Source organism: Caballeronia mineralivorans PML1(12), from assembly GCF_001028175.1.
GTDB lineage: Bacteria > Pseudomonadota > Gammaproteobacteria > Burkholderiales > Burkholderiaceae > Caballeronia > Caballeronia mineralivorans.
The window spans coordinates 20,973-34,398 of record NZ_AEJF01000163.1 but is presented as its reverse complement, the minus strand read 5'-3'; the positions used below and the strand labels follow the sequence as shown (position 1 = coordinate 34,398).

The following is a 13,426-nucleotide window of genomic DNA, read 5'->3' as shown; positions in this document are numbered from 1 at the left end:
TTCGCGAAATCCCTCCCGAGCCGCGGATTCTGTCTCCCGGCGTCGAAAAATCCGTTCTTGGGTCGTGAAATTTTCACGATCCTGGAGATTTTTCGCGTGCTCCTCGAAAAACATGCAGGTTTTTGGATGCGCTCGGCAAGCGTCCGCGGGTTGGCCTGCAAATCAAGGGGAGTCGGCGTCCATAGCGTCGGCTGAACCGCCTGTAGCCTCGGGAAAAGAGTCCCTGACCACTTCCTCAATGCGAGCGATGACGTTCTCGGGCAGGTAATAGTATTGCTTGCGCTTATTTGCCGAGAGCTTTCCGTTGTTGGACTTCACCATGCGAATGAGGGCCGACAGGTCCGACTGTCTCAGGTCGAATTCCGTGTCCAGCTGCCTGAAAGCTTCGTCGTAACCGCTGAGCCAGCTGAGCTTCTCCGGCAGTTCTGTCCGGATGGCCTCCACCAGCATCTCGTGCAGGAAACGCACTTCCCGACTGGCGTCAAAGAAACGATACGGGCGGCCTCCCGGATGCCGGGTCACTAGCGGAGCCGGGTCGCTCATCACGTAGTCCCACAACCGGGTGGCTGGGACCGAAAAGCCTTTGAGGACTTCAGCGTACTCTGCTTCGTGACGAAGGATGACGGCCGAAACTGGAACGATGGCTCCGCCACGCAGGCGTCGCGCGCCGTTCAGCACATGGTGGATGATGAAGCGATGAATCCGCCCATTGCCATCCAGGAAGGGGTGCAGGTAGACGAATCCGAAAGCGGCGCACGCGGCTCTTACCAGGATATTCGGGCAGCGAAGGCCGATTTCGTTGATGAAACGCTCCCAACCTGCCATCGCCCGCGGCAGGTCTTCAGGAGAAGGCGGAAAGAAGGTGACGCGGCGCGTGCCATCCTCGAGCCAGTTCTGCTTCGTCCGATAGGACGCCTCCTGGCTGAACACCTCGCGAACGATGATGTTCTGCAGCCCGACCAGCCAGTCCTCTGTCACCAGCTTCTCTTCGCCAGCGTGAGCCAGGAGCTGAACAAACCGTTCAGCCTTGTCCGCGCTGGGGTTTTCTCGTTCGATGCTGAAACTGCTCCGCGTCTCCGACAGGTAGAGGTAGCTGACAGCCCGGGCATAAAGCGTCGGGTCCGTCAGGCCGTCCAGCGTCTCGGAAGCTTCGTTGAGAAGCTCATCGAGCGTCGGGCTTTCTGGTAGGGCCGAGCGGCGCACGAGTGGGCAGAAGGCAGAGGTGCCTGGCAGGTTATCCCGGACGCGAAACTTCGAGTTGTTCGCCGCACGTTCGGCAGTGAAATACTCATCTTTTGGAAGTGCGTCGACGTATGGGCCTGTCGGTGTGGCTTCGACGGACAGGCTTTTGCCGGTTAGCCATTCCCACAGGAAGCAGGCCCGGCGGATGTGCGCCCCATTGGGCGACTCTGTGAGGCGGCGAACGAGCTCTGTGTCGGGCAGGCGCTCGAACACGGCGTCGATGACTTCGAGGTTCACACCCTCGTGCCGCAGGGCGAACTCAAGATGACCCACCGGCGTCGATTCGAGCGCGACGTTGCGTGGGAACCAGAATCCATTGTGCGCAGGCACTCGCCGATTCACTGAGCCGCTAATGAAGCAGGGGTGCGTGAGCGGGCGGACAGGCAGGTTAAAGGTTCGGATTAGGCGCTCGTAGCCGACGGGTTCCAGACTGGACATGGACTCGAGATTTTTTCACTTGATTCGAGATTTTATCACTCAAAGGTGTTTTTCTGTATTTTCCTCGAAAATTATTCACGACGGACCAGATTTGGAGAGACCGTGGCTATACGGGTTCCCCGTTCAGCGATGGCGATACGGAACCCCAAACCTAGAAGAAACACTATGCGCGTACTTTACAAAACCGGAGCGGCCCTGTTGCTGGTGCTGCCGTTACTCGGACACGCTGCCAACGGGCATGGCCTAAGCTAGGAGCGCATCAACGGTCATCGCCGCGCATCTACCGGCAAGAAGCGCATTCGCTAGAGAAGCAAAGGGGCGGCATGGTAATAGAGCGAGCATGCGCAAAGAACTCACCGAACCTCCCTACCGCCCAACGTGTAGCGATCCGGAGCCCCCAAGGGCCAATGTAGTCCTCGCATCCGCGCCACGCTGCATCTAACGCAACCACCGAAATCCAAACCACAGGGTCGGGCTCGACGTTCCATCCTTCGCCGATCGGCTGCTGCATCCACACAATGTTCAGAAGGTCCGCCATATCAAGCTTTTCCCTGTTTTCCTATGTTTCCCTCCCTACAAGGCGCTGTTTGGCTGGACTGCTGCGTATTAACTTTTCCAATCGGCTGCACGTTAAACCACAGTCACTAGCGGGCTATAGCCTCGAAGCACGGTGTCGTGGGTCAGAAATTGCATCTGCTCGTGAATCGCTTGACCGATCAGCAAGCGGTCGAACGGATCTTTATGCAGCGCGGGAAGGTGCCGCACTTGCACCGCATGCCAAGCGGTCACCGGTAGCTCCTGCGCGCCCAATCCCTCAATACCGGCCACCACATCGCGGGCATTCGCATTGAGATTGCCGAGCGCGATCTTGATGGACAATTCCCACACTGTCGCTGCGCTCACGAATATTTCATCGGCGCTCGTCATCAGCTTGCGCATCGGACGCGTGAGCTTGGGATCATCCACCAATGCCCACAGATAAATATGGGAATCAAGCAGCAGACGCATCGGCCGACCCCTCGAACAGTGCAATATCCTCTTCAGTCATCGGGTCGTAGAAACCCTCCTTAATCTCGATCTCGCCTTTCATCACGCCAAACTGAATCTTGCGCTTTTGCTTTTGCAGCGGCACAAGCCGCGCCATCGGCGTGCCCGCCTTCGCGATGATGATTTCTTCCCCGGCGGCGGCCTGGTCTACCAGCTTAGAAAAGTTCGTCTTGGCGTCGTGAATATTGACGGTTTGCATAGTCGCTCCTAATGGACTAACGCAATCTTAGTCCACTTAGTCCGATGATGCAAATCCGATCGCGTCTACGCATCGGCTTGTCACGGTCGGCACGACGGTTACAGTGCGCAGCTCGCGCTGGGATGTTTTCCGAGGCCAGGTTATTCTGCGCCGACAACGAATGCTGCGCGGTCCTTACCTTTGATCCAACCAGGTTCGCGCCCCATTCCGCTCCAGGTCGCGCCCGACTCCGGGTCCCGATACGTTGGGCCGCTGCGCTCGCGTTGCTTCCGCGTCTTTTTGGTCGAGAACACATCTTCAACCGTGAAATCGAACTCCGCGATTTTTGCCTTGATCTCGGCTAAAGCGCCCGCTGCTTCTGCACATTCAACTTGGGCTGTCGTCTACTCCGGGAAGGAACCGATGGTTTGGCCCTTCCCGAGGCCGCGTTGAGCGAGCGAAAAAGCGTGCGCCCTATGCAATTGTCCGAACGACACCGCCGTCGACACGCAAGGACGTACCTGTAGTCGCTGAAGCCTGCTCCGAGCAGACATAGACGACCAGGTTTGCGACTTCTTCGGTTGTCGCGAAGCGATTGAGGAGCGTGGTCGGGCGATGCGTTTTCAGGAACTGCTGCTCGGCTTCCTCACGCGTAATGCCTTGCGCATCTGCGTTCGCCTGCGCCCAACCACCCATAATCTCCGAATTCGTCGGACCAGGGAGAACCGAATTAACGGTGACGCCCGTTCCGCCGACCACCTCGGCCAAGCCCCTCGCAATGGCGAGCTGAGCGGTCTTGGTCGTGGCGTAGTCGATCATGTCCTTGGGGATGGCAAGCGCGGACTCGCTGCTGATGAAGACGACGCGCCCCCAGCCGCGCTTCGTCATGTTTGGCACATAGTGGCGGGAGGCGCGAATGCCGCTCATGACGTTAAGTTCGAAGAGATCGATCCACTCGCTGTCCTCAATTTCGAAGAAGGACTTCGGACGCCCAGTACCCACATTGTTGACGAGAATGTCCGCATCCGGCGCCTGCGCGAACAAGTCCGCCGCGCCTTTCGGGGTCGCAAGATCTGCGATGACGCCGGTAAACTCCGCCTTTGGCAAGAGTTCGCGAAGCTCCCGAAGCGCCGTGGAGACGCGCTTCTCTGTGCGGCCGTTGATCACGACCGCGGCGCCTGCGCGCCCCAGCCCTTCTGCAATGGCTCGGCCGATACCTGCCGTGGACCCAGTAACGACGGCCTTGCGGCCAGTGAGATCAATATTCATGACACCATTCCTTCAGCTGTGGAGAGAGCTGCATTGTGAGTGATGTCGGAACCGATGATAATAGCTTAATTTGCCATAATATTAATTCCCAGGAGGAATGGAAGTGGATCGATTCCACGAATTAAACGCCTTCATAGCCGTGGTTGAAGCAGGCGGTTTTACAGCTGCCGCGCATCGAACCGGCGATTCACAGTCAGCAATCAGTAAGGCTATCGGCGCGCTCGAGAGGCGCCTCGGCGTGGTGTTATTTAACCGAAGTACGCGCCGCGTGACCCTGACGGATCAGGGGCAGAGATACTACGATCGGGCAAAACCGCTTCTTGACGAGATGGATGACGCCGACAGCGAGCTGACCAGCAGCACGCATAATGTCTCGGGTCTAATCAGGATCGCTGCATCAGGTACTTTCGGCCGTCTTCATATTTTGCCGCTTATTCCCGACCTGCTATCACTCAATCCTAGCCTTCAGGTGGATCTCATTCTCTCGGACTTCGTGCGAGATATGGTGGAAGATGGGATTGATCTGGCGATCCGAGTGGGGCCCGTGAACGATCCTGACGCGATCGTCAAGCGCGTGGCCAGCACTCCTCTCGTCTGCGTCGGATCCCGTCGCTACTTCGAGCAACGCGGAATGCCAAAGACTCCTGTCGAGCTCGTTGATCACAATTGCCTTTTATATCGCGGCTTGACGGAGTCAACGCATTGGCCTTTTGTAGGGCCAGAAGGTCGATTTAGCGTGTCCGTGCACGGAAATCTCACGTCCAACAGTATCGAAACGATCCGGGCTGGTGTTCTAGCCGGTGTGGGAATCGGCCTGTTTGCCAAGATCTCTCTTGCCGATGATCTCCGACATCCGGACGTCATCACCGTTCTCGACGAATTTATAGGCGACGCCAGAGACATAAGCCTCATCTGGCCAAGACGCCGGTTTGTACCGGCGCGTGTGCGACAAGTCACCGATTTTTTCGCAGAGGCTATACCGCGGCGTATTTAGTCGCCCGAACTTAGGAAAAATGGTCAGCGATGGCGGAGGGGGGCCTTCGGATCAGTCAAGCGGACTTCCTATTGATCGCGCGAGCCATGAAAGCTCAAGAAGCAGAGCACGAACACGGTCCAGTCCCCTGAAACATGGTTGGTATTGCTTGCTCGAACACCTCACATTCCATCCTTGCCGAAGGTTTCGTCGCACAGCCAGACGCCATACGTTCTTCGTTCTGGATAGGATGGAGGATGAGTTACTCATGATTGAGCAAGCCTGCCGTTTGCCGGCAAGATGTGCCTTATTGGTACCTGCGGACTCGCCATCAATTGGGCCTTCCGGTCGGCGAGCATCGGTTTCGAGTTGGAGAGACGCTTTGGGGGACAAGGTCTCATGCGCGAAGCTCTTAGCTCAACTGTCGACCATGCCTACGATCGCTGGGACATCAATCGAATTCAGGCAACGACCGACCTCGACAACCACGCGTCTATAGGGCTTCTGCGCAGCTTGGGATTTATAGAGGAAGGCATCATGCGACAGTGGGGGTACTGGAAAGACGCATTTCACGACGTTCGTCTTTTTTCCTTGATCAAGGCTGAACGACCCATCTATCCCACAGCGTAGGTTCTGGCGCTTGATCAACGATCCGGGCGGTTGTCCGCGACCGTCCGCTATCGAGAAAATCGACGGTCCCTTTACAGGGTCGTGAAGCGCCTCTCGCCCTTTCTGAATGGAAGCCGCATCGGCAAGTTGCCGGGTGCCACTTGCGCCGCGCGGCAGCCCTTCGATTTCCGCGCTTTCCCGGCAGTCCAATCAATTCCGTTCTTTCGAGTCTAGCTAATTGCGCGCTAGTCCAACGAATTCCGTTTCCCGACAAGTCTTCCTGGCCGTTTCGAACATTGCCATCCATCAGAAAAAACGCCCGGATAAGCCGGGCGTTTCGGTGATCCGAACTTGGCAAATTTTTCACTTTTTGTGGCATCCGACAAGTCTCAAACGTCAATATTCCCCGCTCTTAGCGCATTCGATTCAATAAACGCGCGACGCGGTTCAACGTCATCACCCATCAGCGTCGTAAAGATGCCATCGGCTGCAATCGCATCTTCGATCTGAACCCGCAACAACCGCCGCACCGTCGGGTCCATCGTGGTTTCCCACAACTGAGACGGGTTCATTTCACCCAAGCCCTTATACCGCTGCTTGCTGACGTTGCGCTCCGCGTCCGCGATCAACCACTTCATCGCGCTCTTGAAGTCGGTAACCGCCATCGACCGTTCGCCGCGCTTGATCAACGCACCCGGCCCGATCAAACCCTTGAACGTATTCGCGGTCGTCTGCAATTGCTTGTAGTCCGCGGTCAGCTGAAAGTCTTCATCGATAACGGAAACCTTCACATTCCCGTGATGCCGGCGATTGATATGCAGCGACCGGATCTCGCGCACTGGGTCGTAAGCCGGCTCGACAGTCACTTCCGGCTTCAACGGATCGGCCCGCAACGCAGCTTGCAGAGCCGCTGCGGATGCCGCCGCCGCTTCCTCCGTCGACAAATCCAGCGCGATGCCGTCCATCACCGCTTCAAGCGCATTGACGTCGTAGAACCGGCTGACGCGATCCACCACCGCCTGCGCGAGCAAATACGCACGCGCCAGTTCACCCAGCGCGTCACCCGTAATCGGTGTCGCGCCTTCAGCCGGGATCAACTCCGAACCCTGCAATGCCAGCTTCAACATATGCTGATTCAGCTCGTGCGTGTCCTTGAGATACCGCTCGTCCTTGCCCGCCTTGATCTTATAAAGCGGCGGTTGCGCGATATAAATAAACCCGCGCTCCACGATCTCCGGCATCTGCCGATAAAAGAACGTCAGCAACAGCGTACGGATGTGCGCACCGTCCACGTCCGCGTCGGTCATGATGATGATACGGTGGTAGCGCAGCTTGTCGAGGTTGTAATCGTCCTTGCCGAGCCCGGTCCCGAGCGCCGTCACCAGCGTCACGATCTGCTCCGACGAAATCAGCTTGTCAAAGCGCGCGCGCTCCACGTTCAGCACCTTGCCGCGCAACGGCAAAATGGCCTGGAACTTCCGGTCACGTCCTTGCTTCGCCGAGCCACCTGCCGAGTCGCCCTCGACGATATAAATCTCCGACTTCGCCGGATCCTTCTCCTGGCAATCGGCGAGCTTCCCCGGCAAACCAACGCCGTCGAGCACGCCCTTGCGCCGCGTCATTTCACGCGCTTTACGAGCGGCGTCGCGAGCCCGCGCTGCATCGATAATCTTGTTCGTAATGATCTTCGCGTCGTTCGGCGTTTCCTGCAGAAACTCCTCGAGCGCCTTGGCGACCACGTCTTCAACCGGCGCGCGTACTTCCGACGACACCAGCTTGTCCTTCGTCTGCGAGCTGAATTTAGGCTCCGGCACCTTCACTGACAGCACGCACGACAACCCTTCGCGCATGTCGTCGCCGCTCGTCTCGATCTTCGCTTTCTTCGCGATATCGTGATCTGTGATGTACTTGTTCAGCACCCGCGTCATGGCCGCGCGCAGGCCGGTCAAGTGCGTGCCGCCATCGCGCTGCGGAATGTTGTTCGTGAAGCACAGCACGCTTTCGTTGTAACTGTCGTTCCACTGCATGGCCACTTCGACCGTGACGTTGTCCTTCTCGCCAATCGCGTGAAACACATTCGGATGCAGCACTTGCTTCGCTTTGTTGATGTATTCGACAAAGCCCTTCACGCCGCCGATAAACGCAAAATCGTCTTCCTTGCCGTCACGCTGATCGGTCAGGCGAATTCGCACGCCGTTATTCAGGAACGACAGTTCGCGCATACGCTTGGCGAGGATGTCGTAGTGGAATTCCACGTTACCGAAGATGGTGATATCGGGCATGAAATGCACTTCGGTGCCGCGATTTTCGGTGTCTCCAACAACGTGCATTGGCGAATACGTAATACCGTCTTCGGTCACGAGTTCGCGGTTCTGCACCACGCCGCGATGAAACTCCATGAAGTGCTTCTTGCCGTCGCGGCGCACGGTGAGGCGCAGCCATTCGGACAAGCCGTTCACGCACGACACGCCCACGCCGTGCAAGCCGCCCGACACCTTGTAGCTGTTCTGGTCGAACTTGCCGCCGGCGTGCAACTCGGTCATCACGATCTCGGCGGCGCTGCGCTTCGGATCGTGCTTGTCGTCGAGCTTCAGGCCCGTGGGCACACCACGGCCGTTGTCGGTCACGGAGATGGAGTTATCGGCGTGAATAGTGACGTGGATGTCGTTGCAATGGCCGGCGAGCGCTTCGTCGATGGAGTTGTCCAGCACTTCGAAAACGAGGTGGTGCAGACCCGTGCCATCCGACGTATCGCCGATATACATACCCGGCCTCTTGCGGACCGCCTCCAGACCCTCGAGGATCTGAATGGAGGATGCGCCATAAGCGTTGTCGGGTTGCGAAATTGGGTTTTCAGTCATGGGTTTTTTTCCGGTTCTGCGTCACTACTGGGTTGCTACTGGGTCACTACGCGGTCACTGCGGGGTTGCTGCGCGGTCGCTGCATGAGACTTTTCGAAACACCTTAAAAATGCCAAAGGGGCAATGCGCCCCTTGGAAAGTTTTTAGTTTTGGCCGCGTCAGATGCGCATCGGCATCACCACATATTTGAATTCGTCGTTCTCGGGAATCGTGATCAAGGCGCTTGAGCTAGCGTCGCCGAGGCTCACTTGCAGCATGTCGATCTTCAGGTTCGCGAGCACGTCGAGCAGATACGTGACGTTGAAACCGATGTCCACGCTGTCGCCCTGATACGCGATTTCCAGCTCTTCCTGCGCTTCTTCCTGGTCGGCGTTGGTCGACATGATCTTCAACTGGCCCGGCTCAATCAGGCAGCGCACGCCCTTGAACTTGTCCGACGTCAGGATGGCGGCACGCTGCAGCGAACGCTGCAATTCTTCGCGGCCGATGAGGAACGTGTTCTTGTGCGACTTCGGGATCACGCGCTGGAAGTCGGGGAACTTGCCCTCCACCAGCTTCGACACGAGTTCGACCTGGCCGAACGTGAACTTGACCTGGCTTGCCGCAATATCGATCACGAGCGCGTCGTCGATATCTTCCAGCAAGCGCTGCAATTCCAGGATCGTCTTGCGCGGGATGATGACTTCCTGCCGCGGGAACGAGCCTTCGATTTTCATCGATGAAAACGCCAGCCGGTGACCGTCGGTTGCGACCGCCATCAATTGGTCGCCGTCGACCACGAGCAGCATGCCGTTCAGGTAATAGCGGATGTCCTGCTGCGCCATCGCGAAGTGGACCATGCCGAGCAATTGCCGGAACGTCTTTTGCGGAACCGAGAGGCTCGCGCCGAATTCCGTCGCCTGATTGACGGTCGGGAACTCATCGGCAGCAAGCGTCTGAAGCGCAAAGCGGCTCTTGCCGGAGCGCACGGTCAGCTTCTTGTCGGTGAGATCGAGCGAGACTTCGCCCGGCGGCATGGCGCGCAGGATGTCCAGCAGCTTGCGCGCGGCGACGGTGGTGGCGACCTGATCGCTGCCGGTGCCGAAATCGGCGCGGGTGGTGATCTGAAGTTCGAGATCGGTCGAGAGGAACGACACGTCGGCGCCAGTCTTGGTGATCAGCAAATTGGCGAGGATCGGCAACGTATGACGGCGTTCGACGATTCCGCTCACGGTTTGCAGCGGCCTTAGGAGATTATCTCGTTCGGTCTTGACCAGTTGCATAGAGTTCCTTCGTTGATGTGACGGCCGTCCGCCGCGTTTGTCACCGCTTTTGCCACCGCTTTTTCAGAAGCGTTTGCCACCGCATTGATGAGCTTCGGACGGTCTCGTGTCACGCGCTTGCGGCCCCCGCCGCCCGCACGTGCCAGGCTTACGCCAAAACGCCGCCCAAGGCCGCTGGACGGTCAAACCCGTATTGTGCCTCAAAACCTGACCGCTCCCTGAAAATGGGGGCAATTTCGTCAATAAACAGGCCCATTTTTCGACGCTTTTTTCGCGCTTTTCAGCCAAGCGCACAAACCTGCGCGGGCACGATCCTGATAACGCGTTCTGAGTGCGTTCGCCCGCGGCTGCGCGAGGCCGGCAAGCCCGCACTCAACTTGACTTACAGCCTTGCGAGCTACCCCTTCAGCGTTTGTTCGAGCACGTGCAGTTCGTGGTTCAACTGGGCGTCCGTGCCGCGTTCGGCCGAGATTTTCCGCACGGCGTGCAGCACCGTCGTGTGGTCGCGGCCACCGAACAATTCGCCGATTTCCGGCAGGCTTTTCTGCGTGAGTTCCTTCGCGAGATACATCGCGATCTGACGCGGCCGCGCGATGTTCGCCGGGCGCTTCTTGGAATACATGTCGGCGACCTTGATGTTGTAGAAGTCCGCCGCCGTCTTCTGGATGTTTTCCACCGAAATCTGCCGGTTCTGCACCGTCAGCAGATCTTTCAGCGCTTCCTTGGTCAGCTCGATGGAGATCTCGCGGCCGTGGAACCGGGAAAAAGCCAGGATCTTGCGCAGCGCGCCTTCGAGCTCACGCACATTCGAACGCAGATGCTTCGCCACAAAAAACGCCACATCCTCCGACAAGCTCACGCCTTCCGATTGCGCCTTGCGCATCAGGATGGCCACGCGCATTTCCAGCTCCGGCGGCTCGATCGCGACTGTCAGGCCGGAGTCGAAGCGTGAAATCAGCCGGTCGTCGATACCCGAAATCTCCTTCGGATACGTATCGCTCGTGATGATGACCTGCGCCTTGTTCGCCACCAGCGCCTCGAACGCGTAGAAAAACTCTTCCTGCGTACGCGATTTGCCCGAGAAGAACTGGATATCGTCGATCAGCAGCAGGTCGAGCGAGTGGTAGTAGCGCTTGAAGTCGTCAAAGGCCTTGCGTTGATACGCCTTCACCACGTCCGACACGTATTGCTCCGCGTGGATGTAGCGAATGCGCGCGCCGGCCTTGTCCTGCAGCAACTGGTTGCCGATAGCGTGAATCAGGTGCGTCTTGCCCAGGCCCACGCCGCCGTACAGGAAGAGCGGGTTGTACGAAATGCCGGGGTTATCGGCGACCTGGATTGCGGCTGCGCGGGCGAGCTGATTCGCCTTGCCGGTCACGAAGTTGTCGAAGGTGAGAACGGGATTGAGCTTCGAGCGCTCGTAAGCCGAATCGCTTTCCCCATTCGACGACACCGTGCCGCCCGGGCGCCATGTCCGGCGCGCGGCGGCGGCTTCGTTGGCGTCAAGGCTCGGCAGGTCGAGATCGCCGTTATCGGCCTGGTCGTTGTGTTGCAAGGATTGCGCGTGCTGCGCGGCTTCGGCGGCGAGCGCATTGATGTGAGCGCTCGCGTTCGCGTGGCCGCCATTGCTTCGTTCAGCGGGCTCGGCCAGCGGACGCTGGATTGACGGGGAAGCGGGCGCTCCAGACGGCGTGGATGCAGACGGCGTGGATGCAGCCGACGGCGCAGCCACGCCGCCCATCGCTTTGCGTGCGGTGGCTTTTGGGTCAAGAACAAACTGGATATCGACCGGCGCGTGCCAGAAATCGCGCGCCAGATCCGCGATACGGCCTGAAAACTGGCTCTTCACCCAGTCGAGCTTGAACCGGTTGGGCGCGGCGATGCGCAGCGTGCTCGCATCGGCATCGAAGTCGACCAGGGCCAGCGGTTTAATCCATGTGACGTACTGCTGCGGCGTAAGTTCGCGCTCCAGCAATGCGGAACAGTGTTGCCAAAAATCGTTCATCGAATGCAGTCGTTAGGGTTTACCGCGAGTCCTGCCGCCGCCCTCGCCGCCACTTGGCGACGAGGCCCGGTGCGCGCGGGCAAGCGTGCCCCGAAGCCTTGTCCAGCCTGGCTTTGCAGGCGGCACAGCGGACCGGGACAACGTGCGGTTAGGTCGGATTGAGGGGAGATTCTAACGCCAAATGCAAGCTCGGAGCGAGTTATCCACAGGGACGGACCATGTTGCGTATCGAACGATGATGCCTGTGGACTTCTCGGTAAACCAGTCGTCATGCCTCGTAACCTATTGACGGTCAATAGGAAACCGGTTTAAATAGCGGGTTCCGCAAAACCCGAATTCCTGTACCAACGGCCGGTGCGTCGCCTTTTTACGTCGCTTAGGTCTGGCCGGCGGTCCGTTTTTACCCAAGTGAGACCAACATGAAACGCACTTATCAACCTTCCGTCACCCGTCGCAAGCGCACCCACGGCTTTCGCGTCCGCATGAAGACGGCCGGTGGCCGCAAGGTGATCAACGCACGTCGCGCGAAGGGTCGCAAGCGCCTGGCAGTTTAAGGTCGCTGTTGACGGCGCACCCCGGCACTCGCCCAGACGCGTGCGACGGCCAGGTGCGCAGCACGACAAGCTCCGGACAGGAAATCGGTCAGTTGCAAGCACGTGCCGCGTTCCCCAAGGCCGCAAGGCTGCTGAAAACGGATGAATACTCATCCGTTTTTCGTTTGCGCCCTTGGCGCCGGTCCCCGCACTTCGTTCTTTACGGCAAGCCGACCGGCAATGAGGCGCGGCTAGGGTTGGTTATCGGCAAGAAGTTTGCGCCGCGTGCAGTCACGCGTAATCTGATAAAGCGGCTCGCGCGCGAAGCTTTCCGGCTTCGGCGCGCGGAGCTTGGCGGCTGGGACATCTTGCTGCGGCTGCATGCGAAAATTGACCGCAAGGCCATGCCGAGCGCGAAATCGCCGCCGCTGCGCACGTTGTTTCGCGAGGAGATCGACAGCCTGCTCGACCGTGCAGTGCGCGAAGCCGCGCGGCGCATGGCGGAGCCGGGTGCATCGACTATCGTCAACGATCCACCCGCGCCTGCGGGCTCATGAGCCGCTTCAGGCGCGCACCGGCTTGTCCGGCGTCGACCCGAGCGCGAATTCTATGCAGACGGCACGAATTGCAGAAACGGCGTTGATCGCCTTATTACGCTTCTACAAGGTTGCGGTGAGCCCCATGCTCGGCAACCGGTGCCGCTTTTACCCATCGTGTTCTGACTACGCGCGCGAAGCAATCCAGTATCATGGCGCCGCGCGTGGCTCATTCCTCGCAGCAAAACGTCTGTGCCGCTGCCATCCGTTTTCGGCTGGCGGCATCGATCTGGTCCCCGTGCCTCCGTGCGCCGCCGGCTGCGTTCAGCAGGATGGCGCGTCAGCGGCCGACCCAGTCGACGACTCTGCCCCGAGCTCATCGAATTCGCCAAATCCTCCGGATTCAGCAAATTCAGTGAGTTCAAACCCCCACGGCGCCAATAACGCGCTCTTCGATCGACACTGAGACAACG

At 58.8% G+C, this 13,426-nt stretch carries 13 protein-coding genes; 5 read left to right on the top strand and 8 right to left on the bottom strand.

The features are described from left to right. Window positions 1-162 precede the first annotated feature (162 nt). The 5 genes from EOS_RS27095 to EOS_RS27070 form a co-directional block, all read right to left on the bottom strand. Window positions 163-1,680, bottom strand: coding sequence for a Fic family protein (locus EOS_RS27095; RefSeq protein WP_082163538.1), 1,518 nt, complete (start codon window positions 1,678-1,680; stop codon window positions 163-165). 630 nt (window positions 1,681-2,310) lie between these two features. Continuing rightward, window positions 2,311-2,688: a type II toxin-antitoxin system VapC family toxin gene (locus EOS_RS27085; protein WP_047895265.1), complete on the bottom strand. Its 378-nt coding sequence runs from the start codon at window positions 2,686-2,688 to the stop codon at window positions 2,311-2,313. Beyond that, complete coding sequence (locus EOS_RS27080) at window positions 2,672-2,926, bottom strand: type II toxin-antitoxin system Phd/YefM family antitoxin (RefSeq protein WP_047895264.1); 255 nt, start codon at window positions 2,924-2,926, stop codon at window positions 2,672-2,674. Before EOS_RS27080 ends, EOS_RS27085 begins: the two co-directional genes overlap by 17 nt. A 140-nt stretch (window positions 2,927-3,066) precedes the next feature. Further along, a complete protein-coding gene (locus EOS_RS43990) occupies window positions 3,067-3,219 on the bottom strand; it encodes an H-NS family nucleoid-associated regulatory protein (protein WP_407639186.1) in 153 nt (50 codons plus the stop codon). 160 nt (window positions 3,220-3,379) lie between these two features. Next, complete coding sequence (locus tag EOS_RS27070; protein ID WP_047895262.1) at window positions 3,380-4,174, bottom strand: SDR family NAD(P)-dependent oxidoreductase; 795 nt, start codon at window positions 4,172-4,174, stop codon at window positions 3,380-3,382. Window positions 4,175-4,277: 103 nt separating this feature from the next. Between EOS_RS27070 and EOS_RS27065 the strand changes: the two genes are divergently transcribed. Next, complete coding sequence (locus EOS_RS27065) at window positions 4,278-5,168, top strand: LysR family transcriptional regulator (protein WP_047895307.1); 891 nt, start codon at window positions 4,278-4,280, stop codon at window positions 5,166-5,168. A gap of 279 nt (window positions 5,169-5,447) precedes the next feature. Then, a complete protein-coding gene (locus EOS_RS27060; RefSeq protein WP_053064060.1) occupies window positions 5,448-5,777 on the top strand; it encodes a GNAT family N-acetyltransferase in 330 nt (109 codons plus the stop codon). 368 nt (window positions 5,778-6,145) lie between these two features. Here EOS_RS27060 and gyrB read toward each other — a convergent pair whose 3' ends face one another. The 3 genes from gyrB to dnaA all read right to left on the bottom strand — a co-directional run bounded on the left by gyrB (window position 6,146) and on the right by dnaA (window position 11,884). Beyond that, window positions 6,146-8,617, bottom strand: coding sequence for a DNA topoisomerase (ATP-hydrolyzing) subunit B (gene gyrB / locus EOS_RS27055; RefSeq protein WP_047895261.1), 2,472 nt, complete (start codon window positions 8,615-8,617; stop codon window positions 6,146-6,148). 158 nt (window positions 8,618-8,775) lie between these two features. Continuing rightward, on the bottom strand, window positions 8,776-9,879 hold the full coding sequence (gene dnaN, locus EOS_RS27050; RefSeq protein ID WP_047895260.1) for a DNA polymerase III subunit beta: 1,104 nt from the start codon (window positions 9,877-9,879) through the stop codon (window positions 8,776-8,778). Between the two features lie 397 nt (window positions 9,880-10,276). Further along, a complete protein-coding gene (gene dnaA, locus EOS_RS27045) occupies window positions 10,277-11,884 on the bottom strand; it encodes a chromosomal replication initiator protein DnaA (RefSeq protein ID WP_047895259.1) in 1,608 nt (535 codons plus the stop codon). Between the two features lie 419 nt (window positions 11,885-12,303). Here dnaA and rpmH point away from each other — a divergent pair, with 419 nt between their 5' ends. The 3 genes from rpmH to yidD are packed head-to-tail and all read left to right on the top strand — an operon-like array spanning window position 12,304 to window position 13,419. Continuing rightward, window positions 12,304-12,438: a 50S ribosomal protein L34 gene (gene rpmH / locus EOS_RS27040; protein WP_006998755.1), complete on the top strand. Its 135-nt coding sequence runs from the start codon at window positions 12,304-12,306 to the stop codon at window positions 12,436-12,438. Window positions 12,439-12,491: 53 nt separating this feature from the next. Beyond that, a complete protein-coding gene (gene rnpA / locus EOS_RS27035) occupies window positions 12,492-12,974 on the top strand; it encodes a ribonuclease P protein component (protein WP_047895258.1) in 483 nt (160 codons plus the stop codon). 52 nt (window positions 12,975-13,026) lie between these two features. Next, window positions 13,027-13,419: a membrane protein insertion efficiency factor YidD gene (gene yidD, locus EOS_RS27030; protein ID WP_047895257.1), complete on the top strand. Its 393-nt coding sequence runs from the start codon at window positions 13,027-13,029 to the stop codon at window positions 13,417-13,419. Window positions 13,420-13,426: the final 7 nt, after the last annotated feature.